Origin of the sequence: Pseudidiomarina sp., assembly GCF_048267825.1 — a bacterium.
In the GTDB taxonomy this organism is placed as follows: Bacteria; Pseudomonadota; Gammaproteobacteria; order Enterobacterales; family Alteromonadaceae; genus Pseudidiomarina.
This window is the reverse complement of record NZ_JBLWWR010000006.1, coordinates 98770-115002: the sequence shown is the minus strand read 5'-3', so window position 1 is coordinate 115002 and position 16233 is coordinate 98770. Positions and strand designations below refer to the sequence as shown.

At 48.5% G+C, this 16233-nt stretch carries 16 protein-coding genes; 13 read left to right on the top strand and 3 right to left on the bottom strand.

The genetic code is table 11. From position 1 onward, the window contains the following. The first annotated feature begins 85 nt into the window (after nt 1-85). The 12 genes from ACN0UN_RS06975 to ACN0UN_RS06920 all read left to right on the top strand — a co-directional run bounded on the left by ACN0UN_RS06975 (nt 86) and on the right by ACN0UN_RS06920 (nt 11555). Complete coding sequence (locus ACN0UN_RS06975; RefSeq protein ID WP_128352496.1) at nt 86-385, top strand: flagellar transcriptional regulator FlhD; 300 nt, start codon at nt 86-88, stop codon at nt 383-385. Nucleotides 386-412: 27 nt separating this feature from the next. After that, nucleotides 413-958, top strand: a complete 546-nt coding sequence (gene flhC, locus ACN0UN_RS06970; protein WP_128352495.1) for a flagellar transcriptional regulator FlhC — start codon at nt 413-415, stop codon at nt 956-958. Nucleotides 959-1018: 60 nt separating this feature from the next. Further along, the gene (gene motA / locus ACN0UN_RS06965) at nt 1019-1882 is read left to right on the top strand and encodes a flagellar motor stator protein MotA (RefSeq protein ID WP_128352494.1); all 864 of its coding nucleotides are present in this window, start codon (nt 1019-1021) and stop codon (nt 1880-1882) included. Between the two features lie 2 nt (nt 1883-1884). Beyond that, nucleotides 1885-2814, top strand: a complete 930-nt coding sequence (gene motB / locus ACN0UN_RS06960; RefSeq protein ID WP_128352493.1) for a flagellar motor protein MotB — start codon at nt 1885-1887, stop codon at nt 2812-2814. Between the two features lie 95 nt (nt 2815-2909). Beyond that, the gene (flhB, locus tag ACN0UN_RS06955; protein WP_128352492.1) at nt 2910-4052 is read left to right on the top strand and encodes a flagellar biosynthesis protein FlhB; all 1143 of its coding nucleotides are present in this window, start codon (nt 2910-2912) and stop codon (nt 4050-4052) included. Further along, complete coding sequence (gene flhA, locus ACN0UN_RS06950; protein ID WP_417659363.1) at nt 4049-6133, top strand: flagellar biosynthesis protein FlhA; 2085 nt, start codon at nt 4049-4051, stop codon at nt 6131-6133. Before flhB ends, flhA begins: the two co-directional genes overlap by 4 nt. Beyond that, nucleotides 6130-8262, top strand: a complete 2133-nt coding sequence (gene flhF, locus ACN0UN_RS06945; protein WP_417659362.1) for a flagellar biosynthesis protein FlhF — start codon at nt 6130-6132, stop codon at nt 8260-8262. The genes flhA and flhF overlap by 4 nt, the downstream gene beginning before the upstream one ends. Nucleotides 8263-8272: 10 nt before the next feature. Then, the gene (locus ACN0UN_RS06940) at nt 8273-8767 is read left to right on the top strand and encodes a hypothetical protein (protein WP_417659361.1); all 495 of its coding nucleotides are present in this window, start codon (nt 8273-8275) and stop codon (nt 8765-8767) included. Nucleotides 8768-8772: 5 nt separating this feature from the next. Further along, nucleotides 8773-9471 (top strand): RNA polymerase sigma factor FliA, encoded by a 699-nt coding sequence (locus tag ACN0UN_RS06935; RefSeq protein WP_417659360.1) that lies wholly within the window; start codon nt 8773-8775, stop codon nt 9469-9471. A gap of 30 nt (nt 9472-9501) precedes the next feature. After that, entirely contained in the window at nt 9502-9981 is a 480-nt protein-coding gene (locus tag ACN0UN_RS06930) for a DUF4199 domain-containing protein (RefSeq protein ID WP_417659359.1), read from the top strand. Nucleotides 9982-10079: 98 nt separating this feature from the next. After that, a complete protein-coding gene (locus ACN0UN_RS06925) occupies nt 10080-10706 on the top strand; it encodes an OmpA family protein (RefSeq protein WP_417659358.1) in 627 nt (208 codons plus the stop codon). 135 nt (nt 10707-10841) lie between these two features. After that, complete coding sequence (locus ACN0UN_RS06920; RefSeq protein ID WP_417659357.1) at nt 10842-11555, top strand: DUF1499 domain-containing protein; 714 nt, start codon at nt 10842-10844, stop codon at nt 11553-11555. A gap of 45 nt (nt 11556-11600) precedes the next feature. On the opposite strand, the gene ACN0UN_RS06915 is transcribed toward ACN0UN_RS06920, so the two are convergent. The 3 genes from ACN0UN_RS06915 to ACN0UN_RS06905 form a co-directional block, all read right to left on the bottom strand. Beyond that, the gene (locus tag ACN0UN_RS06915; protein ID WP_417659356.1) at nt 11601-12008 is read right to left on the bottom strand and encodes a hypothetical protein; all 408 of its coding nucleotides are present in this window, start codon (nt 12006-12008) and stop codon (nt 11601-11603) included. 15 nt (nt 12009-12023) lie between these two features. Beyond that, nucleotides 12024-12563, bottom strand: a complete 540-nt coding sequence (locus tag ACN0UN_RS06910; protein ID WP_417659355.1) for a carboxymuconolactone decarboxylase family protein — start codon at nt 12561-12563, stop codon at nt 12024-12026. 106 nt (nt 12564-12669) lie between these two features. Beyond that, nucleotides 12670-13593: an AraC family transcriptional regulator gene (locus ACN0UN_RS06905; RefSeq protein WP_417659354.1), complete on the bottom strand. Its 924-nt coding sequence runs from the start codon at nt 13591-13593 to the stop codon at nt 12670-12672. Nucleotides 13594-13737: 144 nt separating this feature from the next. Here ACN0UN_RS06905 and ACN0UN_RS06900 point away from each other — a divergent pair, with 144 nt between their 5' ends. Further along, complete coding sequence (locus tag ACN0UN_RS06900; RefSeq protein ID WP_417659353.1) at nt 13738-16050, top strand: TonB-dependent receptor; 2313 nt, start codon at nt 13738-13740, stop codon at nt 16048-16050. The last annotated feature ends 183 nt before the right edge of the window (nt 16051-16233 follow it).

Genomic DNA, 16233 nt, shown 5'->3' with positions numbered 1-16233 from the left:
TTTTCATTGACCGACACTGTAAAGATTTGCTAAAGATCGCGTTAAGAACGAAAAACAATCGGTAGTGTTGGAGAAATACCCCCCCATGAGTCAGAACAAAACAATTTCTGAATTACAGGAACTAAACTTGAGTTACTTGATGTTAGTTCAGAAGTTAATCGTAGAAGATCGCGATACAGCAATTTTTCGTTTGAAAATCGATGATGATCTTGCTGATTTCATCGCAGATATGTCCGCTCGAGAACTGACCATGTTAGCTCGACAATCACACAGTTTTTTGCAGCCTAATTTAGGCTCTGTCAGTCAGTTAAAAGCTATTCTGACCAACAAACGTGATACTGGCATGCAAGCCACTCATTTAGCAATGCATATGGCATCTGCTTAACTAGGTTAACCACAAGGATTAGCTCTGGTGAGTACCACGAAGCTTCTTGAAGAACTGAATCAGGTGCAACTGGCTATAGAGCTCATTGAGTTGGGCGCTCGGTTACAAGTACTTGAGTCTGAAGTTAGTTTAAATAGGGGCCGATTAGTTAGGTTGTATAAAGAAGTGGCGGGTAAATCACCACCAAAAGGCATGCTACCGTTTTCCACAGACTGGTTCATGACTTGGCAACCGAATGTGCACTCATCGTTTTTCTATAATATTTATATTCGATTGCGTGAAGGCCAACGATTAGAGCGAATGCAAGCTTTTATCAAGGCTTACAAACTGTATCAAGAACACATTCAAATCTGTGGCGAAGAAGAAGTGCTGGCGCTCACGCGGGCATGGACCTTAGTGCGTTTTTTTGAAAGCGATATGTTTCAGTTGTCTAAATGTACATGCTGCGGTCTAAACTTCGTAAATCATGCGCATACGCCAGATACAAACTATATGTGTGGTGTGTGCCAACCTCCGTCCCGAGCAGGTAAACCGCTGCGAAAGAATTCGGTAAAATCTCTAAAAGAAATTTAAGTTGCGGCTACCCGCGCCGATAAACCATATAGATGTGTTTTATTGGATAAGGAAGCGGCAGTGTTAATCCCTCTTGGCTTTATAATTGTTCTAGTATCCGTGTTTGGCGGATTCGCGCTTGCAGGTGGAGCTCTCGGCCCCTTATTCCAGCCGCTGGAGTTTATGATTATTGGCGGCGCTGGCTTGGGTGCATTTATTGCTGCGAATAACGGCAAGGCTATCAAGGCAACCGTACAGTCCTCAAAACGTCTAAAAGCATCGAGCAAGTACAATAGTGAAACGTACCTCGAACTCCTCGCGGTTATTTATAAGCTGCTCAACAAAATGCGCCGCGACGGTATGCTAGCGGTCGAACGTGATATCGAAAGCCCCGATGAGAGCGCAATTTTTCAAGAACACCCGGAAATACTTGAAGACCCCATGATGCTAAATTTCATTGCCGATTACTTACGGTTAATGATTAGTGGCAACATGAACCCGCAAGAACTCGATGAGCTCATGCTTCACGAAATCGAAACCTTTGAAGCCGAAGCTGAAATCCCTGCGGACGCACTGCATAAAGTCGGCGATGCAATGCCTGCATTTGGTATCGTAGCTGCCGTTTTAGGTGTGGTTCGCGCACTGAGTAATGCTGATGTACCCCCGGACGTTATGGGCACGATGATAGCCCACGCATTGGTAGGTACGTTTCTTGGTATTTTGCTCGGTTATGGCTTTATCAATCCATTGGCCAGTCGTATCGAACGGCAAGTGGTTGAAATGGTAAAAGCACTGCAGGTAATCCGCGTAACGTTGCTGGCGAGTATGCATGGTTATGCACCGCAATTGGCTGTTGAATTCGGCCGCAAAGCGCTGCATACCTCAGAACGGCCTAGCTTTACCGAGCTTGAAGAGCATGTCCGTGGCGCGAAAGCGGAGTCGTAACTATGTCTGACCAACAGCGCCCAATCATAATTCGCCGCAAGAAGATCGTTAAAAAGCATCATGGCGGAAGCTGGAAAATTGCTTTGGCGGATTTTATGACGGCACTGATGGCGCTGTTTTTGGTGATGTGGATACTGGCGATGTCGAGTGAAAAAGAGCGGCAGAGTATTTCCGAATATTTTCGCACGCCATTACTTGTAGCAATGGCTGGCGGTGAAAAATCCAGTAATGCGGCGAGTGTTATTCAGGGGGGCGGCGCCGACCCGACACATATGGATGGTGAGCAAGCACGAATTGATATGCGCCGAGAAACTCGCCCAGCTGATGTGCGTCGGCATTTTAATGAAATTCGTCGTCGCGTTGAAGCAGCCATCGAGGCCGATCCTGTATTGCGAGCCCTCAAAGCACAGATGCGTTTTGATGTGACCCGAGAGGGGTTGCGCATTATGATGCTGGATACCGAAACTAAGCCGATGTTTGAGGTGGGGAGTGACCGTATTGCTCCTTATATGGAGCGGTTGTTGCGCACCCTAGCGCCGTTGTTAAACGAAATACCCAACGAGATCACCATCAGTGGGCATACGGATAGTTTGCCTTATGCGGGCGGCGAGAGTGGTTATAGTAACTGGGAGCTTTCTGCAGATCGTGCGAACGAATCACGCAAGGCGTTATTAGCTGGGGGCTATGAATCTGACCGTTTGTTATTAGTGATGGGTGCCGCCGACAGAATTCCGCTAGATGGCACTGAGCCAGAAGACCCCCGCAACCGGCGGATAACCATTGTTGTGCATACCTCGGAATCTGCCGAATTCATCAAGCGTCAGGGCTACTTCCCACAAGACCAGGAAGAGTTTGAACTGGAGCAGCAACAACTTATCAATCAGCAGTTTGAAGAAGAAGCTCAAGCGACCGATCAAACAAAACAGAAATAAGGGGTTCTAACCCCCCTTTTCTTCCCTTCAAAGCCATTTGCCTTGCGGCATACTTGTCGGCATGGTCCCAACGTGTCACTTAAATACAAGCGCAAATGGCAGACGAGCAATCCAGCGATCAGGAAAAGACAGAAGAACCCACGGCCCGAAGATTAGACAAATCTCGGGAAGAAGGTCAGGTTGCGCGTTCGCGCGAGCTGACCACGTTTGTGATCCTGTTTGGTGGCGTCATTATGCTTTGGGTGATGGGCAGCTCCATGTACCAAAATCTTGGTTTAGTGATGGAGCAGGCATTTCTGTTTGATCGTTCGCAAATAGCTGAGTCAGGCCCCATGCTTCAAAACGTGCTTGAACTCGGACAGTCCGCATTGTTCTCGTTACTGCCCTTATTTGCCGCTATGGTGGTATTTGCCTTAGTGGCACCAGCGCTACTTGGTGGTTGGATTGTTTCAGCCAAAGGTATGGCACCAAAACTTGAAAAATTAAACCCTATTAAAGGGTTAAAGCGTGTGTTCTCTTCGCAAGCACTGGCTGAACTGGGCAAAGCAATTGCAAAAACGGTTTTGGTTGGTGGCGTGTTGATTCTGTTTTTATGGCAACAAAAAGCAACGTTTTTGCGCCTTATGAGTCTTGAAGTTAAACAAGCCTTGGTTGAGGCAATGAGTTTGGCGGCAATGGCTTGCTTCTTGATGGTGTTAACGTTACTGGTTGTAGTTGCCTTTGACGTGCCGTTTCAGTTGTTCACACACACCAAGAAACTGCGCATGTCCAAAGATGAAGTAAAGCGTGAAAACAAAGAAACAGACGGCGACCCCCACGTTAAAGGAAAAATTCGGCAGCAACAGCAAGCAATGGCGAGACGTCGGATGATGACTGAAGTGCCCAAGGCTGACGTGATTGTGACCAACCCCACGCACTATGCGGTTGCGCTAAAGTATGATGAAGATGGTATGGGGGCGCCGCGCGTTGTTGCCAAAGGAGCAGACTTAGTGGCTCAGCGAATTCGTAAACTTGCCGACGAGCATAACGTTCCCCGCCTTGAAGCTGCACCGCTAGCACGTGCTCTGCATACGCATGTTGATTTAGGCCATGAAATTCCAGCGCCGTTGTACACGGCTGTGGCAGAGGTTTTGGCTTGGGCCTTCCAATTAAAACGAGCTCAACAAGGGGCTGCGGTGACTCCGCCGATGCCGAAAGCAATTGCTATTCCGTCAGATTTTGAGGTGCCGGCATCATGAATTTAAGTTTAAATGGTTTAGCCTCAAGCCTGCGTTCAGCAGAGTATCAAGTGCTTGTCGGGCCGGTGCTTATCTTGCTTATTTTGGCGATGATGGTATTGCCACTCCCGCCGTTTGCCTTGGATTTTTTGTTTACCTTCAATATCGCGCTGTCATTGATGGTGTTGTTGGTGAGCATGTTCACGGAAAAGCCGCTAGAGTTTGCTGCGTTCCCTGCAGTACTGCTTTTTTCAACGCTGTTACGCCTCTCGCTGAACGTGGCCTCAACACGCGTAGTGCTGATGGAAGGCCATAATGGGGGCGATGCAGCAGGTAAAGTCATTGAGGCCTTTGGACAGTTCTTGGTAGGCGGAAACTTTGCTGTCGGCCTGGTGGTGTTCCTAATTTTGGTGATCATCAACTTTATGGTAATTACCAAAGGTGCCGGCCGAATTGCCGAAGTAGGTGCGCGCTTTACCTTGGATGCAATGCCTGGCAAACAAATGGCAATCGACGCTGACCTTAACGCTGGATTAGTTGGTGAAGAAGAAGCGCGTCGTCGTCGTCAGGAAGTTGCGCAAGAGGCCGAGTTTTACGGTTCCATGGATGGCGCAAGTAAATTTGTTCGTGGTGACGCAGTCGCTGGCATGGTTATCATGGTAGTGAATATCATTGGTGGCCTACTGATTGGCGTTATGCAGCACAACATGAGTGCTGGTGCAGCTGCAGAAACATACGTGCTTCTAACCATTGGTGATGGGTTGGTGGCACAAATTCCTGCGTTGATCATTTCTACTGCAGCTGGCGTTACCGTGTCGCGCGTGAACACTGAACAAGACGTGGGACAGCAATTAATCAAGCAGTTGTTTGTGAGCCCTAAAGTGTTAATGCTGGCTGCTGGTGTAATTGGTATGTTGGGGTTGGTGCCGGGCATGCCGAATTTCATTTTCTTATTGTTCACCGCCATGCTGGGTGGTTTCGCTTGGTACTTGCAGCAACAACAAAGCAAGCAAAAAGTTGCTGATGCCCAGGCAAATACTGCGGTGCCAGCACCTTCATTTAGCGCACCCGAAGCGAGTTGGAACGACGTTCAGTTGGTTGATACGTTGGGTATGGAAGTGGGCCATCGCTTGATTTCATTGGTTGATGACAATCAACAGGGCGAACTGCTTGGCCGTATTAAAAGCGTGCGAAAAAAATTCGCACAAGAAGTCGGTTTTTTACCGCCTGTGGTGCATATTCGTGACAATTTAGAACTGCAGCCGAACACCTATACCATCACCCTAAAAGGTGGAGAAGTTGGTCGCGCTGAAATTTACCCTGACCGCTGGTTAGCGATAAACCCTGGTCAAGTGAGCGGTGACGTTGACGGTATCGCTACCACCGACCCGGCATTCGGTTTGCCAGCCATCTGGATACAACAAGATCAACGTGAACATGCGCAAATATACGGGTACACAGTGGTAGATGCCAGTACTGTGGTTGCCACGCACTTAAACCATTTGTTGCAACGTTTTGCGTCGGATTTGCTGGGTCGACAAGAAGTGCAACAATTGGTTGATAAGCTATCAGAAGAAAACAAAGCCTTGGTTGAAGACGTGGTGCCCAAATGTGTTACCGTGACGACCCTGCAGCGTGTGTTGCAAAACTTGTTGGACGAAGATGTTTCAATTCGCGATTTACGAACAATTTTCGACACCCTGGCGGAGTTTGAAGGGCAGCAAACCGATGCGCACGAATTAACCGCGCGAGTGCGCATGGCGCTGGGGCGTAATATTACTCAGAAATGGTTTGGTGGTGAACGCGAGTTACAAGTTATTGGTCTTGATGTCTCGCTCGAGAACATGTTGAGCCAGGCTCTGCAACAAAACAGTTCGTTGGAGCCGGGCCTTGCCATGACGCTACAAGAGCAAACTCAGCAAGCGATGCAACGCGCTGAAACAATGGGTCTAGCGCCTGTGGTTGTGGTACCACACCACTTACGACCGTTATTAGCTCATTTCTTGCGACGCCAATTGCGCGATTTGGTGGTACTATCGCAAGCTGAAATTCCAGATGATCGAACGATTAAAGTAGTGAGTGTAATCGGAGGGTCAGCATGACCATAAAGCGCTTTAACGCAGCCAGTCATAAAGATGCGATGCGCAAAGTGCGTGATGCGCTCGGTGAGGATGCGGTGATCGTGTCGTCCCGAAAAGTGGCCAGTGGTGCCGAAGTATTTGCTATCGGCGAGGCCGACTTAGCGAAACTACATAATAATGACGCGGCCCAAACGCAGTTGCCGCAATCAAATGCAGACTTCTCGAGTGTTGCAGAGCAGCTATTAAGCGATGTGCAAGACATGCGCGCCTTGTTAAGTCAGCAGCAGGGTGTAAAGGTGCCCGATGATAATCGTAAACGCTTATACCGGCAGTTGCGCGCGGGAGGCTTTAGCGACGAGCTGGCACGTCAATTGGTTGCGTTGTTGCCCAGCGCTTTAAATCATTCGAGCAAAAACTATGCCGATTCACTGAAATGGCTGCAGCAACAATTATTGGCGCGCGTGGCGCACCAATCCAACATGCAACCGGCCGACTGGGAACTATTGCAACACCGGGGTGTTATGGCGTTGGTGGGGCCTACAGGCGTAGGTAAAACCACGACTACAGCGAAACTGGCGGCAAACTATGTGATGCAGCACGGTAACGACAGCTTATTGCTCGTGACCACGGACAGTTACCGAATTGGTGCACAACAACAACTCGCTATTTATGCGGAGCTGCTTGACGTTGAAATGCACGCATTGGCGGATGGCGATAGCCTGGATGCTCTGGCGGAAAAAATGCAGGGCAAACGCTTAGTACTGGTAGACACTGTGGGCATGAGCCAACGTGATCAGCGACTGGCCCAAAAAATTGCCGCGTTAGGTAGTGCCGACTACAGTGACGCGACACGCATTGTGTTGTTATTGAATGCGGCAGCACAACAAGAAACCTTGGACGAAGTAGCGCGAATTTATAAGCGCATCGCCCAGGAAAGCGAACTTGCGATTAGCGACTGTATACTCACCAAGTTGGATGAAACGGCACGCATGGGCGGTGTGTTGGATACCGTAATTCGGCATCAGCTGCAGGTGCAGGCAATTTCTAATGGGCAACAGGTACCCGAAGATTTACGTGTGCCCGACATTGAGCAGCTCATTGCAGATACGTTAACGTTAGAACTTAATGATTCCATGCTGGCCGCCAGCGAGTGGGAAGCTTCTGGGAATCAGTTAGAGCCCAGCCAAGTATTTACCCATGGTCATTTAATTCAAGCCAGTATGCAGATACTGCGTGCACAGATACCGCACTTCGATTTGTTCATTCAAGCCATGCAAACGGGCGCTTTGCCGGAACAGTGGCAAACCGCGGCTTTCCCTGACCAACTGGAAGTGATTCGTTGGGCTGCGCCGCAACCACTGCAAGGTTGGCGGCATTTAACGCCACATTTGGGGTTAAATAAAAAAGGTTTGCCGCTGTTGCCTCCTGTATTGCAGCACCGCGACATGCCAATATTGCCAGACATGGCGTTCGCGCCTGTGCAATTGTTTGATTATTTGCCCGAAACCACGCTGTTAGATATTTTTGGCGAGCATCAAACCGGTTGGTTGGCGACATTAAACGTGAACCATCGGATGCAAGCCAATGGGCGCAGTTATAGTGTGAGTGAGCTGATTAAGGTACACGGTATTCCGCTGGCAAAACATACGATCAATTATCGCGGTGAACGGCGTCGGCTTGAACTAACCATTGCGGCTGCCCAGTCAGATCAAAGCGAACAGGTATATCAGGTCATTGCTGGCGAACTGCACGGCGGAACGGGTAAAAACCCGGTTCAACGGCGCTATTGGTTGGTTGACGGGCATTGCACCGCAGATCAAGTTAGCGAGCGGGCACGTATGATGTTACAAACAGAAGAATATGCGCGTTTAACGCGGTTGGCTTGGCGTGCGCTCGCTGAGCAGGTAAAACCGCAATCAGATAGAACAGCAATGGAACGATACCATTTGGGGTTAGCAGCGGCTTTAGCAGGAATAACAATGCATGTTGAATATCAAAGTGCGGCCAATTTTGCAGGTTTACGTGGTGACCTGCTGAGTTTAAGCGGTAAGCGTGGTCGCGTTCAGGGTGACAAATTGGTACCTGCTATTTTGCATGTTGTGAAAGCCTATGAGTCTTTGGTGGCCGCTGGCCGCGATGTAGAGGCATAAGAATTTAATCATGAGTGATCAAGCAGCGAGCTTACGGCAGTGGGCCGCGAAACGTAACGACGGTGATACAGTAACCGAAACAGTGACCCAATCTGCGTCGCCCGTTCAGCAACAGGCTGACGTTGAGCAAGTTGTGGTGTTAGGATTAAATACACTCAGCCAGGAACAAGCTTTGCAAGCGGTTAACGTATTTCATCGTTGGGCCGAGCAAGGTAAGAAATGGGTCGGTGATCCAGCGCGGTGGCGGGTTATTCCGGTTGCGTCTGATTATCGAAACATGGATAAGTTGGTAAGTACTTACCCTAGATGGGCCGTATGGATTGACAACGATATAAACAGTTTTAAGCGAGCCTATGAAGCGCTTAAAACCATGAAGCAAGCCGGCGGACCCAAGCGTATCATTGCGCTACACCCTCCGATGGCGTCACGCAAAGGTTTATTGAATAACATTCAGCGCGTGGCGCAGGCTTATTTAGACATTGATGTTTTGGTATTTTCAGGCTGAAAACTATGTATACAGCGGAAGGTAAAATCAACAAAAACAGCTTAATCGAACAGTATTACCCACTGGTTCGGAGGCAGGCTTTTAACTTAAAAGTAAAGCTGCCGGCCGGGGTGGATGTCGATGATTTGATTCAAGCAGGTGTTGAAGGTTTACTGGGCTGTGTTGATCGTTTTGACCCAGAGTCTGGCGTCGCGTTTTCAACCTATGCGCATCAGCGCATTCGCGGCGCAATGATTGACGAACTTCGCAGTCGAGACTGGCTTCCACGAAGTGTGCGTCGCAGTGGGCGTGAGTTGGAGCAAAGCATCCGCCGTTTAGAGCAACAGCTTGGCCGCATACCGGAAGAACGTGAGATTGCTGCAGAACTGGGTATGGAGGTCAACGACTATCATCAGCTGTTGCTAGATACCAATAATGGTCTTATATTGTCTTATGACGAAGTTGTCGGCGAAAGCCCGGGCGCTGAGTCGAATGATGCCGAAGAAGCTGAGCCCGAAGCACAAATTGGTGCAGCGCAGCTTAAACTTTTGCTCATGGATGCAATAGATTCCCTTCCCGAGCGTGAAAAATTAGTCATGACGCTCTATTATCAAGAAGAGTTAAACCTCAAAGAGATCGGCGCAGTACTGGATGTAACCGAATCACGGGTATCGCAACTGCATAGCCAAGCGATTAAACGTATTCGTTCTCGAGTTGCCGCGTAACCATCCGACAAAGTACGAAGAAGGTGCTTGATGAATAATTATAAACTTGAGATCCGCTGGGGCTTTATTTTCAGCGTGGCGATGTTGCTTTGGTTGCTTGTTGAGCGCCTTGTTGGCTTGCATAGCACCTACATTGAATACCACATGGTGTGGACGAATCTGTTCGCTGTTGTTGCCATTGCCGTGTATGTATTTGCCCTTCGCCAAAAACGCGATAAAGAATTGAACGGTAGCATGACCTGGAAACAAGGTTTTATGAGTGGCGTGGGAATTACCGTTGTGGTCGCTATTTTGTCACCGTTAACGCAGTGGCTGGCACATACCATCGTGTCACCTCACTTTTTTACCAACATGGTCGAGTTTGCAGTACGTAGTGGCAACATGACTGAGGCGCAGGCATTAGACTACTTTTCATTACAAAGTTATATGATGCAGGCTGTTATTGGTGCTGTTGCTATGGGTGTTATTACATCGGCAGTTGTCGCGTTTTTTGTTCGAAACCAGAAGTAGTCGGTTTTCTAAAGTTAAATTGGCGCAAACTGCAGTGCAGCGAATCTTTACTGTGCTAAATTTTATCTATCATTGAGTAGAAAAGGACATTTAGCATTATGAAAAAATTAGTCTTAGCAGTCGCAGTATCATCGCTTGTTTTAGTGGGCTGTGAAAGCATGAGTAATGCACAAAAAGGCGCGACCATTGGCGCCATTGCTGGCGCTGTCATTGGCAAAGGCACCGGTGATCATGACAAAAGTCGTTATGTTTGGGGTGCTGTTGCTGGTGCCATAGCCGGTGGTGCGATTGGTGCTTACATGGACAGGCAAGAAGAAGAGTTTCGTGAAGAGCTTGCTGGTAGCGGCGTTGAAGTTATTCGTGATGGCGACAATATTCGTTTGCAATTACCAAGTAATGTGACGTTTGCGACAGATAGCGCCAGTATTGCGCAAAGTTTTGACCCAGTGCTTATTGATGTGGCGAAAGTGCTGAATCGGTATGAGAAAACAACGATGTTAGTTGAAGGCCATACCGATAGCACAGGCGCTGCTGACTATAACCAGCGTTTGTCAGAAACACGGGCACTTTCGGTGCGCAATCATTTGGTGGGTAATGGTGTTGATCAACGTCGTGTGACAACAATTGGCTATGGTGAAACCATGCCGATAGCAGACAATAGCACGGCCAGTGGACGTCAGCAGAACCGACGTGTCGAATTACGAATTGTGCCAAACGAATCGTAATAGCTGACACGGAATAAACGCAAAAGCCCGCCTTTTTAGGTGGGCTTTTTTGTTGTGATAGATCTCGCTACGCTTAGTTTTCGTAGCTATAGTCTAAACTAATTAATCCAGTCGACTAACTAGGCGTTTATAACTATGAAAAAAATTAATGACCTACTGATTGCCCTTGGCATTTTGTCTCTTTTATTACTGCTTGTCGCAGGGCCGCTGTACCGGTTTGAAGTGCTTGAGCTAGGCACAGCGTTTTTGTTATTGCGTTGGGCTGCATACATTGGAATTGGTGCGGGCGTGTTGCTGATTGTATGGCTTGTGTGGCAGCGCCCAAAAGGAACGCGCGCAACCTTGTCAATTATTGCACTCATTACTGCAGCAGTTGCAGTTTGGATGCCCTATAGCCAGTTGCAGAAGGCGCGCAGTGTGCCGCCAATTCATGACATAACAACTGATACGGAGAATCCGCCGGAGTTTGTTGCCATTGCATCGTTGCGAGCCGATGCACCTAACCCTGTTGAATACGCGGGGCCCGAAACCGCAGAGCAACAACTTAAAGCTTATCCTGATCTTGAAACGTATCGCTCAAACCTTACAACCGAGGAGCTTTACGATAAAGCACTTGTTGCTGTGAAAGACATGGGTTGGGAGCTTGTCGCGGGCGACCGTGATGAAGGCCGTATTGAAGCAACGGATACAACCACTTGGTTTGGCTTCAAGGATGACGTGGTAATTCGCATTCGCGCCCAAGCTGATGAAACGCAGCTAGACATTCGCAGCAAATCGCGCGTCGGGCGCAGCGATGTGGGTAAGAATGCTGACCGAATTCGAGAGTTTTTAGCTTACCTAGAAAACTAATACAGAAATAGGCTACCGCCACGCGCCATGCGTGGCGGTTTTAGGTTATTGTTTTGTACCACCAAGAGTAAAGCGGTCATGATCTCGCATAATAAACAGCGTGAAACAGGCCGCCCACATTGGCCATGCTGCAAAAAATAAGAGATTGTTGAAAGCATCGAGATATTGCGCATAAGACGACAATGTTGAAGCGCCATGCAGGATGAATATAATCCCGTAGGTTACAAACTTAGCGACACCCAGCACAAACAGGATACATAAAATAATCTGTAAGCCCCCGAGCACTGCGGCTGCCATTTCGCCAAGACCACTAATGCCATAGAAGTTGTCGAAAACTGCAGCGGTATGCCCAGGGTTAATCCATTTATCAAGCGCCCATACGAGCATCACAATAAACACACTCAAACGCAGTGTTAGCAGCGACCAAGCCAGTCGTTTTTCAAGTTGATTCATAAACGTATAGCTCCTTTAGGCGAACTTTTTGAAGGGTTGGTCAATAGGGGTTTGCGCAATGTGGTTGGTGTAGTTACTCATTGTTTTTTGAGCAAGACCAACGATAACGTCCAGCACATTTTGTTGGCTAAACCCAGCGGAATAGAAGTTTTCTAACACGTCGTCGGCCACATTACCGCGCTGCTTTAACATGCTCAGAACAAACTGGCGCAGAGCCTCAAGTTTTTCGTCGTCGAGTTCATTACCTGCTTTAATGGATGCCGTGATGTCACCGTCAACGCCCATACTTTTAGCGATTGCGGTGTGCGCAGGAACACAGTAATGGCAGTCGTGAAACACATTTATGGTTTGCCACACAACAGTCATTTCTTCTGCATTAAAACTGCCGTTCGTAAAATCTTCATGCAATTGTTGGTAGGCTTTTAACAACGCTGGTGAGGTGGCCATGACAGCATGTAGATTAGGAATCATGCCCATTGATTTCTCCGATTTACGAAGTAAATCTTTAGCTGCTTCCGGAGCTGATTCGATAGTGTGAAGGGTAAATTTTGACATAATTGGTCTCCAAATTTGCTGTTCGTAACATCAACTTTAGACCGAATCAGTGAGAATAATAGGGCAACCGTAGAAGCTCCCTGTTTCTGTTGGGCAATTAAGGGTTTTAGTTGTGTTGCCGGAATGATGACGGGGTGACACCCATGTATTTTTTGAAAAAACGTGAGAAAGCAGTGCTGGATTGGTAGCCTAGTTTGGTCGCGATGGAATCAAGCTGCAGGTTTGGCTGTTGCAATAACGTAGTAGCGATATGCAAGCGCACCTGATCAAGTAACTTTTTGGGGGTTAGTCCAGTGATGCGATAGCAGCGCTCGGCAAAAGCGCTTTCGGATAGGAAGGCGCGGCTCGCCATGTCTGGCACGGACCAACTACGCTGAGGATGTTCGATAAGGGCTGCCAGAACAGCACTGAGATGTTTGTCATGTAGAGCGGCGAAAGGACCATTTAACAGCTGGTTTGAACCTAACATTTGACGTAAAAGGTGTAACGTGAATACATCGCTAAGGCGCTGAATCGCAGCTTTAGCGCCGGGTTGTCCGAGCTGAGCTTCGGTTCGAATCAACTGAATAATGTTTTTTAAGGTGTCGGTTTGTTGAGCGCTGGTGAAGATGACATACCGAGGTAGAAGTTGAAAGAACAAGTCGATGGCTTGCCCTTCGGCTAAAACATCGTAACACACCATACCCGAATTAATATGCGCAGGTTCGCAGAGCTGCTTGAGTTGGTTTTGGCTAAGCTCAAGCGGCACCCGAGTATGGCTTAGAAAATGAGAAACTCCACGGTTGACAAAAACTGCTGCGCCTTCATCCAGACGTTGCACCGTCAGTTCTTTTGGGTCTTCGCTTAGACCAAACCAGCAGTGACCGCGAGTCACAAGGTGAAAGCCAACGTGCTGCGGGTCCGTCATTGCGAGTGTCCAAGCACCACAAAGACCAGACTCGAAGTGAAGTTCGGTGTCACGCGCAATGTGGTTCAGCAAGTCGTTGAGCGAATCCGAAGTTTTGGTTGCTTGGTCGCGAGTTTTGGTCATGGGAATTTTCTTAAAAAGCGCTAGGATAATTACGAGTAAAGCACGGTCAACGCGCTTGGTAAAGCAATCAGTATGGTATGGTTGTTGATCTTTTCGGTGGTATTTCGGGTAAGAGCTCAGTGGTCTTTAGTTTAAGGAACAAAAATGAAAGTTTGGGTTTTACTGGCACTCTCGCCATTGGCTGTCTTTGCGCAAGAAAAAGACCAACCAATTGAAGTAATTGATGTTATTGGTGAGGCCAATGAAACGGTCATGCCCCATGAGCAGCCTGTGTCAGGAATTTTTGGCTTGTCCGATGCAGTACATGACATTACCCGTGGCGTTACCGTTATTGATGCGTCGTTGATGCAAGCAACTGCGGTTGATAATTTGCATGATATTGCGCGCTTTGCGCCCAGTGCTTACGCTCCGAGCGGATTTGGTACCCCTTCCTTACCAAGTATTCGCGGGCAACTTGGTGAGCTGTTTCAAGCCGGCATGCGTCGGCAGGCAGGTAACAACGGGCTGGGTGTGCCGCTGTCGTTAAATGGTATTGAGGGTATTGTAGTGGCCCGTGGTGCGCCGCCTATTATGTTGGGAACCACTCAGCGCGTTGGTGGTTTTGTGGACTTGCAGCCAAAGCAGGCACATACCGATGAAGCTGCGACAAAATTAGTCGGGCGCATCGGTGAGTGGCAGCAAAACCGTTTGCAAGTTGACCAAAACTGGGTGCTTGCACCGAATCAACAAGCACTGCGGGTTAGCGCGGAATATGTCGACGAGGGAAGCTTTTATGACTACAGCGGGTTGCGCAGCGATAGCATTGTTGTTGCGTACCGTTACCAACCTAACGCCCAAAGTGACTGGGCCGTTAGCCTTGAATACTATGACGCGCAATGGACAGACAACGCGGGCATTAACCGGCCTACGCAAGCACTGATTGACGATAACCTATACATTACGGGTATAGGTGTGCAACCGAATAGCTCAGAAGTGCCGGGTGCGTTTGCAGTAATCAGTCCTACTGGGCAAGTTCGAATTCCGCGCTCACAAGTGCTCACTGATCCGCTCGATACAAATACCGCAACAACTTGGTTGCTGCACTCGACCTATTCGCGTCAGCTGAGTAACGACTTGACGCTCGTGAATAGAACTTACTATCAGCACCTTAATCGTGAGGGTATTAATCAAAATAGCTTCGTCGAGATTATTGATGGTGCCGAAACCTTTGAAAATAGGTTTGAGCTGCACTGGCAACAAGGTACAACGCTTGGTGCCAATGTCCGCATTAATGATGTGCTGGGGTACAGCCAGTTTACTACTGAGGCCGACTTACCTATCGACCTGACTGCAGGTTTAGAGGCACGTCGAATTCCGCTCACCGAAGCGCAACAAGCTCGTTTGGTTGAGCTCCGGCCCGGCCTGTTTGTTTCGCCTGGCGCCCAGTATGATCGTGATGGCGATGGTGTCGGTGATTTCAATCTATCGGATACGACCAACTCGAACAGCACTCAGTTTGGTGTGTTTGCTCAGCAAGAGTTCGTCTTTACTAATGCCTGGTCGTCGCGGTTTGGCGCGCGCGCGGATTATTATGATGTATCGGCGCGAGACCCGATAGCACCAGATGGCGTCACACCTGCCGCGGATACTTATCAGGACTGGTTGTTTGCATGGCATGCCGATACTCGCTTTGCACTGACGCCAGATATGAATCTGTATGCAACTGCATATTGGAGCGATTCTACCTCGAACTCGATGGCCGGTGGACATGTTTTGAATGCTGCGGGAGCAATTGATTCGCAGAATTTTGCGACTGAAAACACCTTGTATGAAGTGGGTATGAAATACCAACCAGAAGGCGAGCGCTGGTATGCTGATGCAGCGGTATTTGAACAAACGCGCAGTCTGCGTAACCGCGATGGTTCAAACTCAGGTATTCTTACTCGAGGTGTTGAAGCACAATGGAACTACCGGCACGAATCAGGCTACTGGATGACATTAGCAGCAACGTATATTGATGCGCGTTTTGACAACTCCGCAGCATTTCAAGACAGCCGCCAAGTTGCTGACGCGTTCGACAATTCGCGCCCTGATATTATTGAAGGAACCGGAGTTGGTGCACCGAACTTTGCGGCATTCTCACCCTCAAATCAGCGTGTGCAGGGTATCCCTCCGGTGCAGTTGTCGGCCGCTTGGGGTTGGAGTTTCACCAGCCAATGGCAATTAGGTGGTGATATCTCGTATACAAAATCGTACCCACTGGATTATTTGCAAACTGTGATGATTCGCGACCAACACTTGGTGAATATGAACCTAAGTTGGCAGGTAACACCGGCGTTTAATGCGCGTCTTGAAGTGCTCAACCTGACTGACCAAGACAATTGGTCGCCAGTATTCGAAGGTGGCTACTTTGGTTCAACGCTGGCATTTCCAGTAGAACCGCGACACGCACGCATGCGGCTGGAATTTAGCTTTTAACCTGCAGTTTAAAAAGGACCGAAAATGTCATTAAAAAAATGGGTTGTCGTCAGTGTCATTGCCTTACTGGTGGCGCTTGCGGTTACGTTTGATGTAACGCAGTACCTGACGTTAGAAACACTCAAAGAGCAGCGTACAGCGCTGCAGCAGTGGTTTATTGATTACCCAGTACAGACATTTTTA

Coding starts and splice junctions, on each gene's coding strand:
- ACN0UN_RS06940 (WP_417659361.1), top strand. CDS start 8,273: ATGAGTGATCAAGCAGCGAGCTTACGGCAGTGGGCCGCGAAACGTAAC.
- flhA (WP_417659363.1), top strand. CDS start 4,049: ATGAATTTAAGTTTAAATGGTTTAGCCTCAAGCCTGCGTTCAGCAGAG.
- ACN0UN_RS06900 (WP_417659353.1), top strand. CDS start 13,738: ATGAAAGTTTGGGTTTTACTGGCACTCTCGCCATTGGCTGTCTTTGCG.
- ACN0UN_RS06915 (WP_417659356.1), bottom strand. CDS start 12,008: ATGAATCAACTTGAAAAACGACTGGCTTGGTCGCTGCTAACACTGCGT.
- ACN0UN_RS06925 (WP_417659358.1), top strand. CDS start 10,080: ATGAAAAAATTAGTCTTAGCAGTCGCAGTATCATCGCTTGTTTTAGTG.
- ACN0UN_RS06975 (WP_128352496.1), top strand. CDS start 86: ATGAGTCAGAACAAAACAATTTCTGAATTACAGGAACTAAACTTGAGT.
- ACN0UN_RS06935 (WP_417659360.1), top strand. CDS start 8,773: ATGTATACAGCGGAAGGTAAAATCAACAAAAACAGCTTAATCGAACAG.
- motB (WP_128352493.1), top strand. CDS start 1,885: ATGTCTGACCAACAGCGCCCAATCATAATTCGCCGCAAGAAGATCGTT.
- ACN0UN_RS06905 (WP_417659354.1), bottom strand. CDS start 13,593: ATGACCAAAACTCGCGACCAAGCAACCAAAACTTCGGATTCGCTCAAC.
- ACN0UN_RS06930 (WP_417659359.1), top strand. CDS start 9,502: ATGAATAATTATAAACTTGAGATCCGCTGGGGCTTTATTTTCAGCGTG.
- flhB (WP_128352492.1), top strand. CDS start 2,910: ATGGCAGACGAGCAATCCAGCGATCAGGAAAAGACAGAAGAACCCACG.
- ACN0UN_RS06910 (WP_417659355.1), bottom strand. CDS start 12,563: ATGTCAAAATTTACCCTTCACACTATCGAATCAGCTCCGGAAGCAGCT.
- ACN0UN_RS06920 (WP_417659357.1), top strand. CDS start 10,842: ATGAAAAAAATTAATGACCTACTGATTGCCCTTGGCATTTTGTCTCTT.
- flhF (WP_417659362.1), top strand. CDS start 6,130: ATGACCATAAAGCGCTTTAACGCAGCCAGTCATAAAGATGCGATGCGC.